Annotated in this window: 20 protein-coding genes; 15 read left to right on the top strand and 5 right to left on the bottom strand. The window is 61.2% G+C overall.

Annotated features, from left to right (window positions below; all coding sequences use genetic code 11):
* Nucleotides 1-21 precede the first annotated feature (21 nt).
* The 10 genes from rfaP (at nucleotide 22) to OUY36_RS19690 (ending at nucleotide 10,542) form a co-directional block, all read left to right on the top strand.
* On the top strand, nucleotides 22-828 hold the full coding sequence (gene rfaP / locus OUY36_RS19735; protein ID WP_267935659.1) for a lipopolysaccharide core heptose(I) kinase RfaP: 807 nt from the start codon (nucleotides 22-24) through the stop codon (nucleotides 826-828).
* Entirely contained in the window at nucleotides 828-1,562 is a 735-nt protein-coding gene (locus tag OUY36_RS19730; RefSeq protein ID WP_267931363.1) for a lipopolysaccharide kinase InaA family protein, read from the top strand. The genes rfaP and OUY36_RS19730 overlap by 1 nt, the downstream gene beginning before the upstream one ends.
* On the top strand, nucleotides 1,559-2,302 hold the full coding sequence (locus OUY36_RS19725) for a lipopolysaccharide kinase InaA family protein (protein ID WP_267935657.1): 744 nt from the start codon (nucleotides 1,559-1,561) through the stop codon (nucleotides 2,300-2,302). The genes OUY36_RS19730 and OUY36_RS19725 overlap by 4 nt, the downstream gene beginning before the upstream one ends.
* Complete coding sequence (locus OUY36_RS19720; RefSeq protein WP_267935655.1) at nucleotides 2,302-3,747, top strand: lipopolysaccharide kinase InaA family protein; 1,446 nt, start codon at nucleotides 2,302-2,304, stop codon at nucleotides 3,745-3,747. Before OUY36_RS19725 ends, OUY36_RS19720 begins: the two co-directional genes overlap by 1 nt.
* Before the next feature lie 12 nt (nucleotides 3,748-3,759).
* Nucleotides 3,760-5,514, top strand: coding sequence for a carbamoyltransferase family protein (locus tag OUY36_RS19715; RefSeq protein WP_110775642.1), 1,755 nt, complete (start codon nucleotides 3,760-3,762; stop codon nucleotides 5,512-5,514).
* Entirely contained in the window at nucleotides 5,501-6,418 is a 918-nt protein-coding gene (locus OUY36_RS19710; RefSeq protein ID WP_156245082.1) for a glycosyltransferase family 2 protein, read from the top strand. The genes OUY36_RS19715 and OUY36_RS19710 overlap by 14 nt, the downstream gene beginning before the upstream one ends.
* An 83-nt stretch (nucleotides 6,419-6,501) precedes the next feature.
* The gene (locus OUY36_RS19705) at nucleotides 6,502-7,665 is read left to right on the top strand and encodes a hypothetical protein (RefSeq protein ID WP_231600319.1); all 1,164 of its coding nucleotides are present in this window, start codon (nucleotides 6,502-6,504) and stop codon (nucleotides 7,663-7,665) included.
* 173 nt (nucleotides 7,666-7,838) lie between these two features.
* Nucleotides 7,839-8,786, top strand: a complete 948-nt coding sequence (locus OUY36_RS19700) for a capsular polysaccharide export protein, LipB/KpsS family (RefSeq protein WP_267935651.1) — start codon at nucleotides 7,839-7,841, stop codon at nucleotides 8,784-8,786.
* The gene (locus tag OUY36_RS19695; protein ID WP_110775651.1) at nucleotides 8,783-9,976 is read left to right on the top strand and encodes an O-antigen ligase family protein; all 1,194 of its coding nucleotides are present in this window, start codon (nucleotides 8,783-8,785) and stop codon (nucleotides 9,974-9,976) included. Before OUY36_RS19700 ends, OUY36_RS19695 begins: the two co-directional genes overlap by 4 nt.
* On the top strand, nucleotides 9,976-10,542 hold the full coding sequence (locus OUY36_RS19690) for a serine acetyltransferase (RefSeq protein WP_231600320.1): 567 nt from the start codon (nucleotides 9,976-9,978) through the stop codon (nucleotides 10,540-10,542). The genes OUY36_RS19695 and OUY36_RS19690 overlap by 1 nt, the downstream gene beginning before the upstream one ends.
* Nucleotides 10,543-10,561: 19 nt before the next feature.
* Here OUY36_RS19690 and OUY36_RS19685 read toward each other — a convergent pair whose 3' ends face one another.
* Complete coding sequence (locus OUY36_RS19685) at nucleotides 10,562-11,164, bottom strand: toluene tolerance protein (RefSeq protein WP_156245085.1); 603 nt, start codon at nucleotides 11,162-11,164, stop codon at nucleotides 10,562-10,564.
* Between the two features lie 34 nt (nucleotides 11,165-11,198).
* Between OUY36_RS19685 and msbA the strand changes: the two genes are divergently transcribed.
* The 4 genes from msbA to hldE all read left to right on the top strand — a co-directional run bounded on the left by msbA (nucleotide 11,199) and on the right by hldE (nucleotide 16,811).
* On the top strand, nucleotides 11,199-13,016 hold the full coding sequence (gene msbA / locus OUY36_RS19680) for a lipid A export permease/ATP-binding protein MsbA (protein WP_267935647.1): 1,818 nt from the start codon (nucleotides 11,199-11,201) through the stop codon (nucleotides 13,014-13,016).
* The gene (locus OUY36_RS19675; protein WP_267935646.1) at nucleotides 13,016-13,912 is read left to right on the top strand and encodes a GNAT family N-acetyltransferase; all 897 of its coding nucleotides are present in this window, start codon (nucleotides 13,016-13,018) and stop codon (nucleotides 13,910-13,912) included. The genes msbA and OUY36_RS19675 overlap by 1 nt, the downstream gene beginning before the upstream one ends.
* A gap of 3 nt (nucleotides 13,913-13,915) precedes the next feature.
* A complete protein-coding gene (locus tag OUY36_RS19670; protein WP_267935644.1) occupies nucleotides 13,916-15,310 on the top strand; it encodes a PIG-L deacetylase family protein in 1,395 nt (464 codons plus the stop codon).
* A 79-nt stretch (nucleotides 15,311-15,389) separates the two neighbouring features.
* Nucleotides 15,390-16,811, top strand: coding sequence for a bifunctional D-glycero-beta-D-manno-heptose-7-phosphate kinase/D-glycero-beta-D-manno-heptose 1-phosphate adenylyltransferase HldE (gene hldE, locus OUY36_RS19665; RefSeq protein ID WP_267935642.1), 1,422 nt, complete (start codon nucleotides 15,390-15,392; stop codon nucleotides 16,809-16,811).
* Between the two features lie 72 nt (nucleotides 16,812-16,883).
* On the opposite strand, the gene OUY36_RS19660 is transcribed toward hldE, so the two are convergent.
* The 4 genes from OUY36_RS19660 to OUY36_RS19645 form a co-directional block, all read right to left on the bottom strand.
* Nucleotides 16,884-17,771, bottom strand: coding sequence for a metal ABC transporter ATPase (locus tag OUY36_RS19660; protein WP_102838802.1), 888 nt, complete (start codon nucleotides 17,769-17,771; stop codon nucleotides 16,884-16,886).
* Between the two features lie 90 nt (nucleotides 17,772-17,861).
* Nucleotides 17,862-18,671 (bottom strand): aldo/keto reductase, encoded by an 810-nt coding sequence (locus OUY36_RS19655; protein WP_267935639.1) that lies wholly within the window; start codon nucleotides 18,669-18,671, stop codon nucleotides 17,862-17,864.
* Entirely contained in the window at nucleotides 18,668-19,843 is a 1,176-nt protein-coding gene (locus OUY36_RS19650; RefSeq protein ID WP_267935637.1) for an NAD(P)/FAD-dependent oxidoreductase, read from the bottom strand. The genes OUY36_RS19655 and OUY36_RS19650 overlap by 4 nt, the downstream gene beginning before the upstream one ends.
* A gap of 55 nt (nucleotides 19,844-19,898) precedes the next feature.
* Nucleotides 19,899-20,231, bottom strand: a complete 333-nt coding sequence (locus OUY36_RS19645) for a DMT family transporter (RefSeq protein ID WP_020305812.1) — start codon at nucleotides 20,229-20,231, stop codon at nucleotides 19,899-19,901.
* Nucleotides 20,232-20,343: 112 nt separating this feature from the next.
* Between OUY36_RS19645 and waaA the strand changes: the two genes are divergently transcribed.
* A complete protein-coding gene (waaA, locus tag OUY36_RS19640; RefSeq protein WP_110775671.1) occupies nucleotides 20,344-21,612 on the top strand; it encodes a lipid IV(A) 3-deoxy-D-manno-octulosonic acid transferase in 1,269 nt (422 codons plus the stop codon).
* The last annotated feature ends 35 nt before the right edge of the window (nucleotides 21,613-21,647 follow it).

The following is a 21,647-nucleotide window of genomic DNA, read 5'->3' as shown; positions in this document are numbered from 1 at the left end:
GGCGCCGTCATTGGGGGCTCCATGCGTCTGATGCTGACCGAGCCGTTCGAAAGCCTGTGGCAGGGCAAGGACCCCTTCGAAGAGGTCGAGCGTCTGCAGGGCCAGGTCTACCGGGAACTGGAAGGTCGCCGCACGCTGCGTACCGAGGTTGCCGGGCGAGGTTACTTCGTCAAGATTCATCGCGGCATCGGCTGGGGCGAGATTGCCAAGAACCTGCTCACGGCCAAGGCGCCCGTGCTTGGCGCTGGTCAGGAATGGCGCGCGATTCAGCGGTTGCACGAAGTGGGTGTGCCGACCATGACCGCAGTGGCCTATGGCGAGCGCGGGCGCAATCCGGCCAGCCAGCACTCGTTCATCATCACGGAAGAGCTGGCGCCGACTGTCAGCCTCGAGGATTTCTCGGCGAACTGGCGGGAGCAGCCACCGGCACCGGCGCTCAAGCGCGTCCTGATCGCCGAAGTCGCCCGCATGGCCGGCACCATGCATCGCGCCGGGGTCAATCACCGCGACTTCTACATCTGCCACTTCCTGCTGCACACCGATAGGCCGGTGACGGTCAGCGATCTGCGCCTGTCCTTGATCGACCTACACCGCGCCCAGACTCGCAGTCACACACCTGTTCGCTGGCGCAACAAGGATCTGGCCGGGCTGTACTTCTCGGCCCTCGAGATCGGCCTGACCGGCCGCGACAAGCTGCGCTTTCTGCGCGATTACTTCCAGCGGCCGCTGCGCGAAGTCCTGCGCGACGAGGCTGCCTTGCTGGCGTGGCTTCAGCGCAGGGCTGAAAAGCTACTGGATCGTAAGCAGCGTTATGGGGATGCGCTTTGATGGCAGGCTGGACTCTCGATCCTGCCTACATCGATCTGCATGATGACTTTGGCAGCCTGACAAGCGTGTTCGCCCTGCAAGGCGAGCGTCTGACGCAAGATCTGCTTTCGGAGGTCATCCGCATCGAGCGCAACGGCGTGCGCTACTACGTCAAGCGCTATTCCGGCGCAGGCAAAGGTTTGCGACGATTCATCGGCCGCCCACGTGTCAAGGCAGAGTGGCAGAACCTGATGCTGTTTCGACGGTGGGGCATTCCGACCGCGCCGATCGTGGCTTACGGCATGGAGCGGCGCGGCGGTGCGTTTTTACGCGGTGCCCTGATCACTCGCGAGCTGGAGCAAACCGACGATCTGGCGTTGCTGGCGACCACTCACGACGCCCGTCTTCGCGATCCGCGCTGGGTGCAGGAGGTCAGCCTGCAGTTGGCGCGCTCGACACGGGCGATGCATGATCGGGGCTTTGCTCACAACGATCTCAAGTGGCGCAACCTGTTGGTCGATCCGCAGCGTCGCCTTTATCTGATCGACTGCCCCACCGGCGCGTTTTGGCGGGGCCCGTTTCTGCAGCGGCGCATCGTCAAGGATCTGGCGTGTCTGGACAAGGTGGCCAAGTACCAGCTCAGCCGAACCCAGCGCCTGCGGTTCTATCTGCAGTATTGCCAGCGAAAGCGACTGGTTGACAAGGACAAGCCGCGCATCCGGCAGATTCTGAATTATTTCCAGGGGCGGGAATGAACGATTTCATTGCGCAGGCCGATCGTCCAACGCTCGAGCGCCATGGCTTGGCGAGCTTCGATGCGCTCTGGTCGGTCCAGTTGTCGGCGGTGGATGAGCCCAATGTCGAACGCGGCGGCTGGAGCAGTGTTTTCAGGCTGGAGCTCGATGATTCGGCGTTCTACCTCAAGCGGCAGAGCAATCATCTGACCCGCACCCTGGCGCACCCTTTTGGTGAGCCAACCTTTGCCCGGGAGTTTCGCAATATCCGTCGTTATGCGCAGCTTGGCGTGCCGGCGCTTCAGGCCAGCTTCTTCGGGAAGCGCAAGGTTGATGGCGAAAGGCGTGCAATTCTCGTGACCCGTGCATTGGATGGTTGGATAGATTTGGACGGATGGCTGAAACGATGGCCCGAGCTGAACGAACCTCGACGCCAGGCCATCATCGGTGCGGTCGGTGCGCTGGCGCACACGCTGCATCAGGCCGGTCAGATGCATGGCTGCTTCTATCCCAAGCACATCTTTCTCCGTGAGCAGGACGGACATTGGCAGGCTTGCCAGATCGACTTGGAAAAAACCCGTCCTCTGTTGTTGGGGCGGCGCGACCGGATCAAGGATCTGGAACCTCTCGTGCGGCGTGCAAGCTGCATCGGTGAGCAAGGCGTACGGCACTTGCTGAATGCCTATCTGGACGATCCTCGCCTGGTCGAGCCATGGCTGTTGCAGTTGCAGCGGCGACACAAAGCCAAGGAGGCGCGCTGATGAGATTGGCCGATCTGACGGTCGCCGGGCGCGAGCCTGCCTGCCCTGCGCTCGTCGAGCTGTCGGGTGTGGCGGGTCTGCATGTCGATTCGTGGTTGCGCATCCTGCCTGGGCAGCGCTATGTCGGTCGCGCGCGCTGGAACGGTCGCCAGGTCCTGGCCAAGCTGATGGTGGGTGCCAAGGCGCAGCGTCATTATCGACACGAGCTGGCTGGTGCGAAGCTGCTGGCGGGCCAGCATTTGCCAACACCTGCGCTGGTGGGGCAGGGCTGGCAGGAGGGGGAGGGTGGCTGGCTGCTGTTCGACTGGCTCGTTTCCGCCGAAAGCCTGTGGGAGAGCTGGCGCTCCGTCGAGGCGGCACCCTTGCTGACGGACGGGCAGCGTGGCGTGCTCAGTGAGGCGCTGGGGCTGATCGCCAGGATGCATGTGCAAGGCTTATGGCAGGCGGATCTGCATCTGGACAACCTGCTGCGGGCCGACGGACAGCTCTATGTGGTCGACGGCGGCGGTGTAAAGGCCGAGACGCCTGGGGAGCCGTTGTCGCGTGAGCGGGTACTGGAGAACCTGGGCGTCTTCTTCGCGCAGCTGCCAGCAGAGATCGAGCCGTTCATCGAAGAGTTGCTGGTGCACTATCTGCTGGCAAACAGCGAGCATGCCTTGCCGCTGGAGGCGCTGGTCAAGGAGGTTCACAAGACTCGCGCCTGGCGCCTGAACGATTATTTGAAGAAGGTCGTGCGGGATTGCAGCCTGTTCAGCGCGCGTATCGGCGCGTTCGGCGCGCAGGTGGTTCGGCGTGAAGAGGCGTCTGCCTTGCGGCCTGTACTGGCTGACCCAGATGCATTCATTGCTCAGGGCGGCCTGTTCAAGACCGGCGGCGCAGCCACCGTTGCGCAGTGCGTACTGGACGGCCGGCCACTGCTTATCAAGCGCTACAACATCAAGAATCCGCTGCATTGGCTCAAGCGTTTCTGGCGGCCCAGTCGGGCCTGGCACAGTTGGGTCGAAGGCAATCGCTTGGACTTTTTCGGGATCGCCACGCCGCGCTTGCTGGCCGTCATCGAGCGCCGCTGGCTGTGGATGCGCGGACCGGCGTGGCTGATTACCGAATTGCTGCATGGAGAAGATATAATCACGCGTTTTCAGCCGTATCTGGATGGCTGTCCTCCAGAGCAGGAACTGGTTGCCCTGGACCGGCTGTTCGCGGCACTGATTCGCGAGCGAATCAGTCATGGTGATCTCAAAGGGCACAACCTGTTCTGGGAGCATGATCGCTGGTCGCTGATCGACCTGGATGCCGTGCAGCAGCATGGCAGCGATGCCAGCTTCGCCCGGGCCTATGCCAAGGACCGTGCGCGATTCCTGCGCAACTGGCCGACCGACAGCGCCCTGTACCGGCTGCTTGACGAACGTTTACCCGCGGTGCCCGGCACCAGCATCGAAGATTAAGAGGCAATACCCGTGGCATTGACGATTCTCGGCCTTTCCGGCGCCCTCAGTCATGATCCTTCCGCCGCCCTGTATATCGACGGCAAGCTGATCGCCGCCGTCGAAGAAGAGCGCTTCGTGCGCGACAAGCATGCCAAGAACCGCATGCCCTACGAGTCAGCCAAGTTCTGCCTCGAGCAGGCCGGCATCAAACCGTGCGACGTCGATGTGGTGGCGATCCCGTTCGCCCCCATAAGCATCTTCGAAAAGGCGCGCTGGCACTATGCCAAGCGTTACTGGTACGCACCGGATCGCGCGCTGGATGCCATTCTCATGGGCAACCGCCGCTACTACCGCTACAAGAAACGCATCGAATGGTGTCTCCAGCAGCTGGGCTTCGACCTGAAGAAGGTCAAGATCCAACCGGTCGAGCATCACCTGGCTCATGCCTCCAGCGCCTATCACTGCTCCGGCTTCACCGAGAAAACCGCGATTCTCGGCATCGATGGCAAGGGCGAGTACGCCACCACCTTCTTCGGCTGGGGTGAGAACGGCAAGATCCACAAGATCAAGGAATTCTACGACCCGGACTCCTTGGGCGGACTGTATGGCGCGATCACCGAATACCTCGGCTTCGAGATGCTCGATGGCGAGTTCAAGGTCATGGGCATGGCGCCGTACGGTGACGCAGCCAAGTACGATTTCTCGCGCTTGGCGACCTTCGAGAACGGCGAGCTGACCATCAATACCGAATACGCCAACGTCATCGGCTTCCGTCGCTACAAGGAGAAGGGCAAGGGCTACTACTTCTCGCCCAAGCTGATCGAGTGGCTGGGACCCAAGCGCGAAGGAGATATCGCCGACGATCCGTACATTCATTACGCGGCCAGCATGCAGGCGCTGTTCGAGAAGCTTGCGCTGGAGATGATGGACTACTACCTCGGTGACATCATCCGCGAGACCGGCAAAATCGCCTTTGCCGGCGGTTGCGCGCTCAACGTCAAACTCAACCAGAAGATCATCGCCCGCGAGGAGGTCAAGGAGCTGTTCGTTCAGCCTGCCTCGGGTGACGCTGGCACCGCCGTTGGTGCTGCGGCTTATGTGTCGGTGCAGCGCGGCGTGCCGGTGGAGAAGATGGAGCACGTCTATCTCGGGCCGTCTTATTCCAACGAAGACGTTATCGCTGCCTGTGCCCGCCACCCGAACAAGCCGGTGTTCAAGCAGATCGCCAACACCCCCGAGCGCATCGCCAGGATCATGGTCGATGGCAACCCGGTGGCCTGGTTCCAAGGGCGCATGGAGTTCGGCCCGCGCGCCCTTGGCGGCCGTTCGATCATCGGCTGCCCGAGCGTGCCGGGCGTGGCTGACCGTATCAACGAGCAGATCAAGTTCCGCGAGCGTTGGAGACCCTTCTGCCCGTCGATGCTCGATACCGTGGCGCCGCAGATGCTCAAGGTCGACCATCCGAGCCCATTCATGACATTCACCTTCGAGGTGAACGAAGGCTGGAAGGAGCGTGTCGGCGAGGTGGTCCATGAAGACGGCACCTCCCGCGCCCAGGTTCTCGAGCGCCGCCACAACCCGCGCTGGTATGACCTGATGCTGGAGCTGGAAAAGCTGACCGGCAACGGCGTGTCGCTGAACACATCGCTGAACCGCCGTGGCGAGCCGATGATCTGCTCGCCAACCGATGCGCTGAACATGTTTTATGGCTCAGACCTGCAGTACCTGATCATGGAGGACATCCTCGTGGTCAAGGAGGGCAAGGATTGGTATGAGCACATCTGATTTGCTGATCAGTATCGTCATTCCAGCCTACAACTATGCGAAGACGTTGCCTCGCGCGGTCGAGTCCGTGATCGCTCAGTTAAGTGAGAGTAGCGAGCTGTTGGTCATCGATGACGGTTCAACCGACGAGACACCTGCGGTACTTGCCGATCTGCAAGACAAGCATCCTGGACTTTTTCGTGCTATCCGCAAGCCCAACGGGGGGCTTTCATCGGTCCGTAATCGCGGCATAGCAGAAGCCAAAGGGACGTATCTGGTGTTTTTGGATGCCGATGACGAGTTGGCGCCGGATGCCCTGAGGTTGTTGAGTGAGCACCTCGCGCAACATCCGCAAACGCGCATGGTAATTGGTGGGTACTGGGCGGTCTGGCCTGATGGAAAGCGCCGCAAACATTTGCCAGCGGCGCTTCCTAAAGATCGGCAGGGGCGGTTACGTGGGTATTTGCTGGATAAGACCATCGGTCTTGCCAACGGGGCATCCGCCATCCATTGCGACGTTTTCCGGCTCGGAAACTACCCAGAAAACTTTCGAAATGCCGAGGACATTCCAGTCTTCAGTCAAGCACTCGCAAACTTTGAATGCTCGGTTCTTGCCGCGCCCATGGCGTTGATCTACAAGCACGACGACAGCATGAGGCACGATATCAAGCAGGATTGTGCGGTTGGGCTTGCCGTCGTCGAGGAGATATTCGACAAGGGGCGGGTGCCTGCGGAAATGGCGCCGTTACGCAGGGCATTCAAAGCTCAGCGTTGCCTTTCGCTGTTTCGTGGGCTTTTGAGCGCAGGGCGGTTTGTCGAGGCGCGCCAAATGTATCGCCAGGCGATCGGTACTGATTGGCGAGTAGTATTCAAGACGTCATATACCCGCAAAGCGCTGCGGCTTTGGCTGAGCGGAAAACGCTGAGCGTGGGACGTCCCGTGGACAGGGCGTTGCGTCGACTGCGTGACTTCGTAGTCAGCGCACCCGTGCGCCGGGGGAAGGGGCAAATGGCGGCATGGCGACTGCGCTGTCGGTTGGCGGGTAAGAGCCTGTTGGCTTTCATGTTCTCCAAAGGCCGCCATATCCCAGCAACGCAATGCGACGTCTTGTTGATTCATCCCTCGCGTAAATCGTACGAGCAAGGCCGAAAAGGCGCCTTTCTACAGGCATTGAGGGCCACCGGTCTCCACGTTGAGGAATTTGTCGAGGAGTCAGATGATGTACTGATTCGCGCCCGACAGTTCTCCAGACCCGCCAAGCCAGTTCCGTTGCTGTTGTACTGGCATGCTGCGCATGCAGCGTTTCTGCTGCGACGTTATCGGGCCAAGGTGGTGCTGACCGAGCGAAACGGGTGGATAGTCCCAAGTTTCATCAAGGCGCTACGCACCGAGGGCATGCGAGTAATGCATCTGGCGCATTCGGTGCCGTCTGGGCAGTCCAGTCGCTATGACTACTTCGATTACGATTACTATCTAATGTTTGGCAAAAGCTCCTATGACTATCTTTACTCGCTTAGCGAAGCTTTTGGTGAATGCTGTGCCGTATATGCGGGGCCGTATTATCTAACAGATAAAAAAAGTACCGTGCGGGCTGAGACTTACAGTGGGCAAGCACCGCGTTTGTTGTTTCTCGGCTCAGGCCCGGATTACGAACATGCCGAATCCTATCAGCATTATTGCAGGTGGGTCGTGACGTGGCTTGAACAGCACCTAGATGCAAGACTTTCGGTGAAGCTTCATCCCCGTGGGGAAGGTTATCCCTGGCTGGACTATGCAGCGAGTTATGAGCGAATTACTCTCTTGCCTGTAGGCGTGACGCTAGAGCAATGTGCCGAGCACTTCGATCTTGTACTGTGTGGGTATACCAATGCCATTTTGGATGTTGCTCGTGCCGGTACTCCTTTCGTGCTTCTGGGGCAAGGTGAGGATTTTTTTTCTGTTGAGCAATATGCCTTGCCGATGTGCACCCACGAGTCACAATTGGCATTGTGTATCGAGTCGGTTCTAGAGGATCCAGAAAAAATATGTCAACGTTTGTCGGCTTTTCTGGGCTATCACCTTTATCACGCAAGTGACCCGCTGGCCTCGCTAGTGGGCAGCGTGGAAAAGGTGATAGCCGGCTCGGGGCTGGCTGGTATCCGCCTTTCTGCTCCCGAAAAAAAAACTAATTAAGCACTCTTATGAAAATAGTATTTCTCGGGTTGGCCAAGCATCAAACTAGGTATTTTAGTTCCCTTCTCCAGAACACTGAGTTGAGTGGGGTTGTTATTACTCCAGCTGCGCTACCGAGTCCATCCATTTCGCTTCTCCGACAAGCGCTACGCCGTGTGGACTGGGGGCGTCTGGTGAAAGAAAAATGCACCGAGCGGGCGACCAAGGGGCGTTATCATGGCGCACTATACCGAGTGCTGCTCAGGCTTGAATTGCTGGTTATGGCGCTTCGTTTCGGTCGATTGCTGCGCAAGGAGAATCCCGATGCTGTAGCTGTATGGAACGGTGGTCATCGTTATTGCGCATTGCTTGCAAGCATGTGCAGCGCCAACGTGCAGATGCTTTATTTCGAAAACGGCTTGCTTCCTGGCACCACGACAGTTGATCCCAATGGCGTAAATTATCGGAACTCCGTGCCTCGAGATCCGGCATTCTATCGAGATTACGCCAACCGACATCCTGAGCGGCTCCGACCTATTCGAGCGGTTGCGCTGATTCCCAGAGAAACGAAGCGTCAAAGCCAAGCGGTCGAACTTCCCGGTAAGTTTATTTTTATTCCGTTTCAAGACGATTGGGATACTCAAATTCGGCTGTTCTCGCCGTGGATACGCAACATGCGCGAGCTTTTTTCCTTTGCTGAGCTAGTAGCGGAGCGCATTGGGAGAACGGTGGTTCTGAAGGAGCACCCGTCAAGTCGGGTCAAATATCCGGATCTGGCCAGGCGTGTCTCAGATAGGGTCATTTTCGCCAACGGGAATTCGACGCAGGAATTGATCGAAAAAGCAGATTGCGTCGTTACGATCAACTCGACAGTCGGCCTCGAAAGCATTCTCTTGGCGAAGCCCGTGCTGGTTTTGGGGGAGGCTTTCTATGCGGTGGAAGGCGTTGCGGCCAAAGCGCGAAGTGCAGAAGAGGCTCTCGCGTTGCTAGAACAACTGCCAGCCTGGGCGTTGAGCGAGGAGCTGCAGCGTGCGTTCATCAGCTATCTCCAAGATGAGTATTGTGTGGCTGGCCGCTGGCAAGACGGCGGATCAGAACACTATGCGGCGGTAGCGAGGAGAATCGAGGCCTTGGCAGCATGAGTCTACCTTGGTCATTTCCAGAACCCTTGAGAGTGTTGCTCGCGCTCGGACTATATCTGCAGCTGGCGGGAGTTTGTTTCATTGTGGATGGCAGTCGTTACGCCACCATTACCAACATAACGCTGTTCGCCCCCGCACTCGTCGCGCTCGTTTTCTTTAGGCAGTCCTGGCCGCCCTTCAATAAGGCTGCCTTCGGCGTGTTGTTGGCCCTGTGCGCGTGGGTGGCCTTCGTTGCTGTGTTCAACGAGGGGAGCGTTGGCAAGCCGTGGAGATGGCTGCGACTGCTCCTTTATGTGGGACTCTACGTAGTAGCCATAGGCCTGGTGATGCAAAGCGAGACGCTCTGGCGAGCCCTGCTTTTGTCGGTGGTCAGCACTGCGGCGGTGTTTGCATGGCTCAGCCTGTTTCAAGCGCTCTTCATCGATAACCGAGGCTTCGGTTTCAGAGAGTTCAGGCTGGACTCCTGGGCGGGTCATGAAATGGCAGATTTCGAAAATCCGATTGTGTCCGCCTTGTATTTTGGCGTCATAGCGATCATGGCGCTTTGCCTGTCGTTGCGCGAAAAAGGTGGGCTCAAGCTATTGTCCATACTCGCATTCCTAGGAGCTTCGGCGTACTGCTATTTCACTTATTCGCGAGGGGTCTGGGTTGGCTTATTGGCTGCGGTTATGGCCTGTCTGGCGGTTTCGCTCACGGCACGACAATTTCGCTTGCTGCTATGGGGCTTTCTTCCGTTAACCCTTGCCGGACTCTTTCTTCTCGGAACAGCAGGTGGAATAGACGCGAGTTATCGAGACGAAATCTTTTGGCAATGGTGGTCGAGGATCGGCACGTTCTGGTTATGGGGGGCCGGAGCGGGGGGCGATCCGAATATTTGTATTGAAGGGATTCAGCGCTGTTTCAATCAGGCGCACAGCCTCTACCTGCAGATTTTCTATGAGTATGGGATTCCCGGTTTGCTGCTCCTGCTGGTGTTGATTGCCGCGCTTCTGCTAGGTGGATGGCGCCATCGTTCGGGGCAAAACTTCACCCCTCTGGGCTTGGCGCTAATGGTGTTTGTCATCGTTGTATCCGTTGCAAATTACTATGTGATTTTTCTGCGTCCAGGTGTGTTCTGGATTGTTTTCTGGCTGCCGGCTGCAATCCTGTTATGCGAAGGCGCGGGGAGTGGGCGCTCCGAGGTGAGATGATGTCAATGTTGAAAAACATGAAGCGGTACTGGTGCCTAGAGATTCTAGGCACGCCGAACGAGTTTTCGTGGCGCAGGCTCTGGCGGAAGTACAAAAGAAGCAATCGTTATGCTTATTTGTTCTGGTTTCGGGTTGCCTACGTGCTTCACGCTGATGGCGGTCGCTTTTGGAAGCGGCGAGCGAAGCTGCTCAACGAGCGAATAAGCCGAAAGTACAACGTCGAGATCATGCTTGGCGCGACGGTTGGTGAAGGCTTATGGATTGCCCATACCTCAGGTATCGTGATTAGCGCGTACTCTAGAATTGGCAAGAACTTCAAGATCTGGCAGGGCTGCACCGTTGGCATAAAAGGTGGTGAGGGCGAAAAATCGATAATTATTGGAAATGATGTCAGTCTTTGTGTTAACTCATGCGTGATTGGTGATGTTATCTCCATTGCGGATAACGTGGTGATCGGTGCCATGACGCTGGTCAATAAAGATATTTTCCAACCTGGAATTTATGTGAACAAGCGGGTTCTGGGTAAGTTTGGTTGCGGTGACGGTTTGCCGAAGTCCCCTATCTAGCTGTTGGTCTGCTCACTTTTCAAGGGGCGTTTGTATAAAGCTTGATAAGCTCCTCAATAGGGAACTCCTCAAGCTTTTTTCTTTTTAAATGGTTGCGTAAGTGGCCAAAGTTCCGGCTGACCAAGCTCCGGCCGAGAGGCGCTCGCTTATTCTGCAGGTCAAGGACATCGATCAGGCCAAACGAGCCGTTTGGAAGTAAAATAATATTTCCAATATGCAATGACCTGAAGTAGATGCCGCTTTTATGCAGGCTTTTTATAAATTTAGCTAGCTCGGGCAGGTGTTTTTTGATCAGATACGGGTCAGTACGGAAAACGGACTCTATCGAAACACCTGGAAGAGGTTGGTACAGGCAGCCGCTCAGACCTGTGCTCTTGTCAAGCCAAAACGTCTCGATGATTTCAGGCACGTTGAAGCCGGCGTCTCGTAGCATCGCAAGGTTCCTGGCGAACCGTGCTGCATAGGGAAACAGACGAGCCAGAAAGGGGCGTCGACGAGTATAGAAGATCTTCAGAAAGCTCCCGTCCGCCAACGCTAGAACTTTGGGGCCGCGCGCGTCCTTTTCCAGTACCTTGCCTTCCGTCAGCCAGTTTTCCAACTCCTGCGCTGTTACAATCCGCATCTTGTTCCTCTAGCCAGTCGTATGGGGCTGCCGAATGGCCAATTCTACCCAGCAATCGAGCATGAAGGTCTATTTGCGGTTGCTGCGCTATGTGGCCCCTTACTGGGGACTGTTCGCAATGAGCCTCCTTGGCTTTCTGCTCTTTGCCTCCACCCAGCCCGCGCTGGGCTACATTCTGAAGTTCTTCGTCGATGGGCTGAACAACCCGGACGCGAGTTTCTTCGCCCAGGTGCCGCATCTCAACGAGGTGCGGTGGCTGGCCGAGCTGAAACTGCTGCAGGCAGTGCCGCTGCTGATCATCCTGATCGCGCTGGTGCAGGGCATTGGCTCGTTTCTCGGTAATTTCTTCCTGGCCAAAGTTTCCCTCGGGCTCGTGCACGATCTACGCGTCGCGCTGTTCAACAACCTACTGACCCTGCCCAACCGCTACTTCGACAGCCACAACTCCGGCCATCTGATCTCCCGAATCACGTACAACGTGACCATGGTCACCGGCGCGGCGACCGATGCGATCAAGGTCGTGGTGCGCGAGGGCATGACGGTGATCTTCCTCTTCGCCACGCTGCTGTGGATGAACTGGAAGCTGACCTTGGTGATGCTGGCGATCCTGCCGGTGATCGGCTTCATGGTGTCGAGTGCCAGCAAGAAATTCCGCAAGCAGAGCAAGAAGATTCAGCTTGCGATGGGCGATGTGACGCATGTGGTATCGGAAACCATTCAGGGGTATCGCGTGGTACGGAGCTTCGGTGGCGAGCCCTACGAGCGGGATCGCTTCTTTGCGGCGAGCTCGGAGAACACGGCTAAGCAGCTGCGCATGGTCAAGACCAATGCGGTATACACGCCGAGCCTGCAGCTGGTGATCTACAGCGCCATGGCAGTGCTGATGTTCCTTGTGCTGCTGCTGCGAGGCGATGCGTCGGCTGGCGATCTGGTCGCTTACATCACGCTGGCCGGTTTGCTGCCCAAACCGATTCGCCAACTGTCGGAAGTCAGTTCGACCATTCAGAAAGGTGTCGCTGGCGCCGAGAGCATCTTCGAGCAGCTCGACGAGCAGCCGGAAGTCGACAGTGGCACGCTGGAGCGCGACTCGGTCAGCGGACGTCTGGAAGTGCGTAACCTCAATTTCGTCTACCCGGGCAGCGACAAGCCAGTGCTGCACGATATCAGCTTCACCGTGGAGCCCGGGCAGATGGTGGCGCTGGTCGGTCGGTCCGGCAGCGGCAAGTCGACACTGGCCAATCTGATTCCGCGTTTCTATCACCACGAGACCGGCCATATCCTGCTCGACGGTGCGGATGTCGAGTCCTACACGCTGCGCAACCTGCGCCGGCATATTGCCTTGGTGACGCAGCAGGTAACCCTGTTCAACGATACCGTGGCCAACAACATCGCCTACGGCGATCTGGCCGGCGCGCCGCTGGACGATATCCGCCGTGCGGCCCGTGATGCCTATGCCGACGAGTTCATCGAGCAAATGCCCGAGGGCTATCAGACCCTGGTCGGGGAAAACGGCGTGCTGCTGTCCGGTGGACAGCGGCAGCGCCTGGCGATTGCCCGTGCACTGCTCAAGAATGCCCCGGTGCTGATTCTTGATGAAGCGACTTCGGCGCTGGATACCGAGTCCGAGCGGCATATCCAGGGGGCTCTGGACCATGTGATGCAGGGCCGCACCACGTTGGTCATCGCTCACCGGCTGAGCACAATCGAGAAGGCCGACCTGATCCTGGTGATGGAGCAGGGCCGCATCGTCGAGCGTGGCACCCATGCCGAGCTGCTGGCGGCGAACGGTGCCTACGCCAGGCTCCACGCGACGCAGTTTCAGGACGACACGCCAGACGAGCAGGGCGCCTGATGCTGCAGTTTCTGAGGAGCTGGCGTGAGCGCGGCTGGTGCGAGATCGATGCCGACACCTATGCGCAGATCTGGCAGCGCTACGGCGGCAGCGTTGCCACTCACCCCGCCGTCGTCGAGCGCCTGGCCGGTCTTGCCGGGATTCCGGTGCGCTATCTGGCGTGGGAGCGGCAGGGCGAATTGATCGCCGCGGTGCCCTGCTGGGGCCGGCATCTGGCCCTGTCCAAGGACGTATTGAAAAAGACCGGCAAGCGCGGGCTGTTCGATCTGGGTAATGCCGAGATCATCCTGCCCGTCGCCGAGCAGGCGGCGATCCCGGTCCGCCAGCGCATGCGCTACGTGTCAGAGCTCAATGCAGGCGCGATCAGCACCTTGCGCGAGCAACCGGAGGGTCTGGCGCTGGCGCGCGAACCGGAGGCGTACTCGAAGAAGTTTCGATACAACCAGCGCCGCGAACAGCGTTTGCTGGAAGAGGCGGGCGGTGCGCTTCGCCCCGTGCTCGATTTCTCTGCGGCGGAGCAGGCGACGATGTACGCCGAGTTGTTTCAACGGCGCTGGAATTTCGAGGCGCCGGGGAGGGCGCATCTGCACGAGGTGTTCGAGCTGCTGCGCGAGTTCATGACCGGCTCGGTGGTGTTTCTCGACGAGCAGCCGATCGCCATCCAGGTTCTCTATCGGGTCGAGTCGCCGAAGTGGGTGTCCGTCGAGTACATCAATGGCGGTGTCGACCCGGTGCAGCGGGACTTCAGCCCAGGCAGCGTGCTCAGCTTCGTCAACACCCAGACGGCCTGGGCCGAGGCGCGGGCGTTGGGCAAACCGCTGCGTTACTCCTTTGGCCGGGCGGATCGCGAGTACAAGGATCGCTGGTGCCACCGAGTTCCGGTCTATCAGGTGTGAGCCATGAGTGCACGCAAGCAGCAGTTGCTTAGACGCCACCGCAAGCACAAACGCATCGCCCTGCTGGTCGCGCTGGTCGCGCTGCTGCTGCTCGGCGCGCTGGTTGCTTGGTGGTTGGTTCCGCTCTTGCTGGTGTTGGGCTGGATCGCTCATGAGGCCTGGTTTGCCGACCACCTGTTCTACAGCCCTCAGGACGATTACGACTATGTATTCCCGGATGATGCCCAGCGTTATCCGGTGCGGATCGACGGCGGCCGAATCACGGCGCCGGAGCGCTTCGAAGCCGCGGATACGCTTATTCTCGAGATCGAGCTCAAGGCCAGCTGGCTGGGGCGGTGGCTTGATCCGCAGGTGTGGGTCGGTGACGACCGTCAGGATTTCGAGCGGGGCGTTGCCGGCCGGCGCTATCTCAACCTGTCCGGCCAGCATGGGCCGCTGAGTGGCGGTGTGCTGCGTGTCAGCGGGCGCTTCTGTCGCCTGTCCGGCGAGGCGACGCTCTTCGCGATGCGCAACCCGGATTATTCCGAGCGCCGCGTGCTGATCGTCGCCCCGCACGCCGACGATGCCGAGCTGGCCGCTTTCGGTCTGTACAGTCGGGCACGCGATGTGGCCATCGTGACCCTGACCCAGGGTGAGATCGAAGCCGACAGATACCGTCGGCTGGGTCTGGACGATGCATCTGCCGCCAGGCTCAAGGGGCGGTTGCGCACCTGGGATAGCCTGGCGGTGCCGTTGTGGGGCGGCGTGCCGCAGTCGCGGTGCGTCCAGCTGGGCTATTACTGCCTGCAGCTGCCCGCCATGGCTGCAGACCCGCAGACGCCGTTCGGTTCGCGCGAATCCGGTGAACAGGACGTGCGCAGCGTGCGCCGGCACAATCCGCTGCTGTTGCCCGCGGACGTGGACGGTGTGCCCAGTTGGGACAATCTGCAGGCCGATCTGCGGGTTCTGCTCACCCATTTTCGCCCTGAGGTGGTGGTCACACCGCACCCCGAACTGGATCCTCACGCTGACCATGTGGCTGCCACCCGGGCCTTGTATCAGGCCATGGAGGAGGGCGACTGGCTGCCGGAAACACTGCTGTTGTACGCCAACCATCTGCACGATAACGACCGCTGGCCAATGGGCCCGGCGGATGGCGGCATCGCCCTGCCGCCCGCTATCGAGTCGCTCCCAGCGGATCGCCTGTGGAGCCCGACGTTGGATTCCGAGGTTCGGCTGAACAAGGCCATGGTGCTGGCGATGCAACACGATCTGCAGGGTCCTTTGCCGTTCAAGAAGCGTCTGCGCCGCCTGATCCAAGCCATGCTTGCCGGTCGCCGCTGGCCGGCCACTGGCGATGACGAGTTTTTTCGCAAGGCCGTGCGCAGGCACGAGCTATTCTGGGTGCGCAAGCTCTAGCAGCCTTGTCGCGCTGGCCGGACCAGCGCGAGCTGCGTGTTATGATCGCCGCCGTTTTCTGTTTGTCATCGGAGCCCCAATGAAGCTGTCCATGCCCCGTTTCGACCAAGCCGCCGTACTGGTGGTGGGTGATGTCATGCTCGATCGCTACTGGCATGGCGGCACGTCGCGGATCTCGCCTGAGGCGCCGGTGCCGGTGGTCAAGGTCGAGCAAATCGAAGATCGCCCAGGCGGTGCGGCCAACGTCGCGCTGAACATCGCGGCGTTGGGGTCTGCTGCGGCGCTGGTGGGTGTGACCGGCGAGGACGAGGCGCGTCAGAGCCTGGCTGACAGCCTCGCGGCTGCCGGTGTGCAGGCGCATTTCCAGTGCATCGATGACCAGCCCACCATCGTCAAGCTGCGGGTGATGAGTCGCCATCAGCAACTGCTGCGCATGGATTTCGAGGAGCCGTTCAACACCGATCCGGCCGCGTTGCTGGCCGAGGTGGAAGGGCTGCTGGCCGGGGTCAAGGTGCTGGTACTGTCGGACTACGGCAAGGGCGCGCTGAAGAACCATCAGGCGCTGATCCAGGCGGCGCGACGCCGCGGCATTCCGGTGCTGGCCGACCCCAAGGGCAAGGACTTCGACATCTACCGCGGTGCCACGCTGATCACGCCGAACCTGGGCGAATTCGAGGCGATCGTCGGGCATTGTGCCGACGAGGCCGAGTTGGTCAGCAAGGGGGCCGAGCTGATGAGCCGGCTCGAGCTGGATGCGTTGCTGGTCACCCGTGGCGAGCATGGCATGACCCTGCTGCGTCCCGATCACGCGCCGCTGCACCTGCCGGCTCGTGCCCGTGAAGTGTTCGATGTCACCGGTGCCGGCGATACCGTCATCTCGACGCTGGCCGCTGCGATTGCGGCTGGCGAGGAATTGCCACAGGCCGTGGCACTGGCCAACCTGGCCGCCGGTATCGTGGTCGGCAAGCTGGGCACCGCCTGCATCAGCGCGCCGGAGCTGCGCCGCGCGGTGCAACGCGAGGAAGGCTCCGAGCGCGGCGTGATGACCGTCGAGCAGCTGCTCACCGCGGTCGAGGATGCCCGCGCCGAGGGCGAGAAGATCGTCTTCACCAATGGCTGTTTCGACATCCTGCACGCCGGCCATGTGACCTACCTCGAGCAGGCCCGCGCCCAGGGCGACCGGCTGGTGGTGGCGGTGAACGATGATGGTTCGGTGAGCCGCCTCAAAGGCCCGGGCCGGCCGATCAACTCGGTGGACCGCCGCATGGCGGTGCTCGCCGGTCTGGAAGCGGTGGATTGGGTGGTGTGCTTTTCCGAGGACACGCCGGAAAACCTGCTGGCCCAGGTCCGTCCCGATGTGCTGGTCAAGGGCGGCGACTATGGCGTCGATCAGGTCGTCGGTGCCGATCTGGTCAAGTCCTACGGCGGTGTGGTGAAGGTGCTGGGGCTGGTGGAAAACAGCTCGACCACCGCCATCGTCGAGAAGATTCGCAGCCGCTGAGTCCTTTGGATACGCCTATCGCGTATCGCGTCAGTAGGTGGATAGCCGCTTTGCGCGGCTACCCACTACGCGTTAACGGGCGGCTGCCATCGGCCGTGCCGCCCACCAATCCCGCCAGCGAACGCGCTCGTCGCGCACTACCCAGCCTTCCTGCGGCGCAAAGCTTTCCGATAGCCACAGGCCGCGAGTGTTCACCGGGCTGAATTGGCCATTGCGCAGTTGCAACAGCTGATCCTGCGGCTGGCCCTGCTGCAGCGGTATCAGGTAGATGTCGGGCCGGCTGCGCTCCAGGCGCGCAACCAGTTGTCCGTCTTCCAGGCGCTCGTCGACGTGGAACAGGCTCAGCTGACGCGCCTCTTTCGGTAGTTCCATGCGCATGTCATAGACCAGCTGCAACGACGCGGTCGGCAGGTGCACATAGGCGCGAGGACGCTCCATCAGCACCATGTTGCCGCACTGTACCGGGCGCGTGGCGCCGGATTGCGAGGCGAGCTTGAAGTGCACCGCATCGCGGTAGTGCAGGCTGGCCTGGTACGGCGTGGGCAGCCAGGTATCGCCGAAACGCCCGGCGAGCCAGCCTTCAGGAGTTTCCAGCAGGCATTCTTCGGCAATTTCCTGGATGGCGGTAAGCAGCGGCAGGTTCAGCTCATGGGCCGGGATGTAGCCGGATATCAGCTTGAGTACAACGTCGCCGCGGTCCGGCCGCTGCTGACGGACCAGCACCCAGTATTCGCGGCCCTGCCAGCTCATGGTCAGACGCACCGAGACGCCGAGATTGGCCAGTTCGATGGCAAAACGGCCCGGATCGGACACCTCCACAGGGCGGCGGCGCTCGATCACTTCGCTGAAGTTTAACGGCCGGCCCAGACTCTGGTAGCTCAGGTTGTCCTGGCTGGCCTCGACGTAGAGAGGCAGGGTCTTGAATGCGGCAGGGCTCTTGCGCACCAGAACTCTTGGCATTCGGTTTCTCCTTGCGGCGAAGAAAGTAACCGCGCGGCATCAGCGTAATGCGCTTCCGCGCAGCGGATGAACGTTGCCGCCAGGACCGTTTCAGTTGCCGGTCAGAACGGCAGCAGCAGTCCGTACGTTAGCCGTCAAATGCTGCGGATTGATAGTGCCGATGATCGCGCCGCTGACACCTGGGTGACCGAACAGCAGCTCGAAACTGCGGCGGACTGGGTCGTCACCTGGCTTGAGGCAGGCATGTCCGCTGGCCAGGGCTTTCTTGATCAGGATGCCCTTGCCGTGTGCAGCAGCGTAGTCGAGGACTGGCCGTTCGGCCTGCTCGTTGAGGTTGTAGGTCACCATCGCGCAGTCGCCCTGCTGCAGCGCAAGCAGCCCACCATCGACCGTCTTGCCGGACAGGCCGAAGGCGAGGATTTTGCCCTCGCGCTTGAGCTCGGCCAGGGTCTGGTAGACCTCGGTGTGCTGCAGGATGTCGAGGTCGTTGCCGTCCGAGTGCACCAGCACCATCTCGATGCGGTCGGTACGCAGGCGTTTGAGGCTGCGCTCCACCGAGAAGCGCGTGTGCGCGGCGGAAAAATCGAAGCGTGACTGGCCGTTCTCAAACTCCTCGCCAACCTTGCTGACGATCACCCAGTCCTCGCGCTGGCCTACCAGCAACGGGCCGAGCCGTTCCTCGCTGACGCCGTAGGCCGGCGCGGTGTCGATCAGGTTGATACCCAGTTCGCGGGCCAGCGTAAGCAGTTGGCGAGCCTGGGCGTCGTCTGGGATGGAAAAACCATTGGGATATTTCACCCCTTGATCGCGACCCAGCTTGACTGTGCCCAGACCCAACGGCGAAATGCGCAGGCCGGTGCTGCCCAGCGAGCGGTGCAGGTCATGCAGCGTCGCGTTCATGGCAGCAGCCCTTCCCAAAACGGGCCGGTCAACGGTGGTCGCGGCAGTTCCGGTAGCGCAGGATGCTGGCCGGGGCGAATGCCATCGCGGGCGAGAGCGGCTTCGACGCGGTCGGAAAAGTCCGGTGACAGCGCCAGCTTGGTCGGCCAACCGACCAGTAGCCGGCCCTGCTCGGCAAGGAAGGCGTTGTCCGGTCGGGCGAGGGCCGATTGCGCAGGCTCGGCGCGGTCGATACGCAGCGTGGCCCATTGCGCGGAGGACAGGTCGATCCAGGGTACCAGTTCGGCCAGCTCCTTTTTCGCTGCGGCGATCTGAGTGGCTTCGTCGCGTGCCACGCCATCGGCTTCGGCCAGGTCGCCGCCGAGATACCAGACCCACTCGCCGTCCGCTGTCGGATGGCTGGTGACCGTGATCCGCGGTTTGGTGCCGCCGCCCAGGCAATGGGCATAGAGCGGCTTGAGCGTGGGCGCCTTGACGATGACCATGTGCAACGGACGGCGCTGCATCGCCGGTTGCTGCAGGCCGAGCGACGCGAGCAGCTCGGCCGTCCCGCCACCGGCGCTGAAGACGATGCGCTGGGCGCGGATCTCGCGACCATCGACGCGCAGCCCGACCAGCTCGTTGTCGTCGAGCAGCGGTTCGATCCGCTGGCAGGCCAGCAGGCTGTCGCCAGCCAGCTCGGCCAGCCGGGCGATCAGGCTGGGCACGTCCAGCACCAGCTCGCTGAGCCGATAGACCTTGCCCTTGAACCGCGGATGCTGCAGCGCAGGCGGCAGCTCATCGCCCTTGACCTGGCCGACCCTCGAGCGCACTGCCTTGCTGGCGAAGAAGCTGGTGAGGTTGCCGGCCAGGGTGCCTGGCGACCACAGATAGTGTGCATCGGACAACAGGCGCACGCCGCTGAGGTCCAGCTCGCCCTTGCCTTCGAGCGCTTCGCGCCAGCGCCGCGGCATGTCCGCAATCGCCTCGGAGGCACCGGTGAGCGCACCGCTCAGCGCGTACTTGGTGCCGCCATGGATGATGCCCTGGGACTTCACGCTCTGCCCGCCGCCCAGTGTTCCCTTGTCGACCAGCAGGGTGGCAAAACCCAGTCGGCGCAGGCGCGCGTTCAGCCAAAGGCCGGCGACGCCGCCGCCAACGATCAGGACGTCGGTGCTCAGGGATTCGGGCATGTGCAGACCTCATTGGGTAAACGGTCGCGCAGTATAACTGCAGTCCGCCGGCAGCTTAGTGGCCTGCGCTGCGGGAGAACAACTGGATGACCACCACACCGGCGATGATCAGCCCCATGCCCAGTACCGCCGGCAGGTCCAGGTACTGACGATAGAGCAGCGCCGCGGCGACGCTGACCAGTACGATGCCGAGCCCGGCCCAGATGGCATAGGCGATGCCTACCGGGATGGTCCGTACCACCAGCGCGAGCATCCAGAACGACAGGCTGTAGCCGGTCACCACCAGCAGCAGTGGCAGCGGACGATTGAAGCCGGCCAGTGCCTTCATCGAGGTGGTGGCGACCACCTCGGCGCAGATGGCGATGGCCAGGTAAACGTAGCCGGACATGGCGAGATCCTGATTATGGGCGGGCAACTTCGTTCGGTTCCGACCTCGCCAACAAGTTCGCCGGCAGGGCGGTTATGGCTCGCGAGCAGGCGGCTTGCTAAGCTCCGCGCCCATGAATCGCACCCTCTATACCCTTCTGTTCCACCTCGGCCTGCCGCTGGTGTTCCTGCGCCTGCTGTGGCGCGCCTGGCGCGCCCCGGCCTATTCCCGCCGTATCGGCGAGCGTTTTGCCTTCGGTTTGCCGCGGCTGCGTCCGGGTGGCATCTGGGTGCATGCGGTCTCGGTGGGAGAAAGCATCGCCGCGGCGCCGATGATCCGCGGGCTGATGGCGCGCTACCCGCAGCTGCCGATCACCGTCACCTGCATGACCCCGACCGGCTCCGAGCGCATCCAGGCGCTGTTCGGCGACAGCGTGCAGCATTGCTACCTGCCCTATGACCTGCCTTGGGCGGCGGCGCGCTTTCTTGATCGCCTGCAGCCGAAGCTGGCGGTGGTGATGGAGACCGAGCTCTGGCCCAACCATATCCATCAGTGCGCCCGGCGCGGCATACCCGTGGCGCTGGCCAACGCGCGGCTGTCCGAACGCTCGGCCCGTGGCTATGCGCGCTTCGCCCGGCTGACCGCGCCGATGCTGGCCGAGTTGAACCTGATTGCCGTGCAGACCGAGGCTGAAGCCGAGCGTTTTCGCCAGCTCGGCGCACGCCACGAATGCGTCGAAGTGACTGGCTCGATCAAGTTTGACCTGACCATCGACCCGATCCTGCTGGAACGGGCGAGCGACTTGCGCGATCAATGGGTGGCGCAGAAGCGGCCGCTGTGGATCGCCGCCAGCACCCATGCCGGCGAGGACGAAATCATCCTGGCCGCGCACCGACGCTTGCTGGAGCGGTTTCCGCAGGCCCTGCTGCTCCTGGTGCCACGGCATCCGGAGCGCTTCGTCTCGGTGTATGAACTGGCAGGCAAGGAGGGCTTTGCCGCGGTGCGCCGCTCGACGGGCGAGGCTGTTGGCGCCGGCACGCAGGTGCTGGTCGGCGACACCATGGGCGAGCTGCTGTTTCTCTATGCCCTGGCCGACGTGGCCTTCGTCGGTGGCAGCCTGGTACCCAATGGCGGGCACAACCTGCTGGAGCCTGCGGCGTTGGGCAAGCCGGTCCTCAGTGGCCCGCATCTGTTCAACTTTCTCGAAATCTCCGCGCAACTGCGCGATGCCGGCGCCCTGCGCGAAGTACAGGATGCTGGTCAGTTGGCTGATGCTGTCGGTGAGCTCTGGCGCGATCCGGCTGTCGCGCAACGGATGCGTGACGCCGGGCTGGGCGTGATCAAGGCCAATCAGGGCGCCTTGCAGCGTCTGCTGACAGGGCTGGCGAGGCTGCTCGGCTAGCAGGTGCGTCTGGCCCGGGAGGAAACCGGATCAAC

This window comes from Stutzerimonas sp. R40042 (assembly GCF_026642215.1).
Lineage (GTDB): Bacteria > Pseudomonadota > Gammaproteobacteria > Pseudomonadales > Pseudomonadaceae > Stutzerimonas > Stutzerimonas frequens.
Note: the sequence above shows the minus strand (reverse complement) of the source record. Positions and strands in the feature narration are given on the sequence as shown.

Bases quoted from the DNA above. Each gene is read 5' to 3' on its own strand.
- waaA (WP_110775671.1), top strand. From the start codon at position 20,344: ATGAATCGCACCCTCTATACCCTTCTGTTCCACCTCGGCCTGCCGCTG.
- OUY36_RS19690 (WP_231600320.1), top strand. From the start codon at position 9,976: ATGTCAATGTTGAAAAACATGAAGCGGTACTGGTGCCTAGAGATTCTA.
- OUY36_RS19675 (WP_267935646.1), top strand. From the start codon at position 13,016: ATGCTGCAGTTTCTGAGGAGCTGGCGTGAGCGCGGCTGGTGCGAGATC.
- OUY36_RS19650 (WP_267935637.1), bottom strand. From the start codon at position 19,843: ATGCCCGAATCCCTGAGCACCGACGTCCTGATCGTTGGCGGCGGCGTC.
- OUY36_RS19705 (WP_231600319.1), top strand. From the start codon at position 6,502: ATGGCGGCATGGCGACTGCGCTGTCGGTTGGCGGGTAAGAGCCTGTTG.
- OUY36_RS19670 (WP_267935644.1), top strand. From the start codon at position 13,916: ATGAGTGCACGCAAGCAGCAGTTGCTTAGACGCCACCGCAAGCACAAA.
- hldE (WP_267935642.1), top strand. From the start codon at position 15,390: ATGAAGCTGTCCATGCCCCGTTTCGACCAAGCCGCCGTACTGGTGGTG.
- OUY36_RS19645 (WP_020305812.1), bottom strand. From the start codon at position 20,231: ATGTCCGGCTACGTTTACCTGGCCATCGCCATCTGCGCCGAGGTGGTC.
- rfaP (WP_267935659.1), top strand. From the start codon at position 22: ATGCGTCTGATGCTGACCGAGCCGTTCGAAAGCCTGTGGCAGGGCAAG.
- OUY36_RS19695 (WP_110775651.1), top strand. From the start codon at position 8,783: ATGAGTCTACCTTGGTCATTTCCAGAACCCTTGAGAGTGTTGCTCGCG.
- OUY36_RS19710 (WP_156245082.1), top strand. From the start codon at position 5,501: ATGAGCACATCTGATTTGCTGATCAGTATCGTCATTCCAGCCTACAAC.
- OUY36_RS19720 (WP_267935655.1), top strand. From the start codon at position 2,302: ATGAGATTGGCCGATCTGACGGTCGCCGGGCGCGAGCCTGCCTGCCCT.
- OUY36_RS19655 (WP_267935639.1), bottom strand. From the start codon at position 18,671: ATGAACGCGACGCTGCATGACCTGCACCGCTCGCTGGGCAGCACCGGC.
- OUY36_RS19685 (WP_156245085.1), bottom strand. From the start codon at position 11,164: ATGCGGATTGTAACAGCGCAGGAGTTGGAAAACTGGCTGACGGAAGGC.
- msbA (WP_267935647.1), top strand. From the start codon at position 11,199: ATGGCCAATTCTACCCAGCAATCGAGCATGAAGGTCTATTTGCGGTTG.
- OUY36_RS19730 (WP_267931363.1), top strand. From the start codon at position 828: ATGGCAGGCTGGACTCTCGATCCTGCCTACATCGATCTGCATGATGAC.
- OUY36_RS19725 (WP_267935657.1), top strand. From the start codon at position 1,559: ATGAACGATTTCATTGCGCAGGCCGATCGTCCAACGCTCGAGCGCCAT.
- OUY36_RS19660 (WP_102838802.1), bottom strand. From the start codon at position 17,771: ATGCCAAGAGTTCTGGTGCGCAAGAGCCCTGCCGCATTCAAGACCCTG.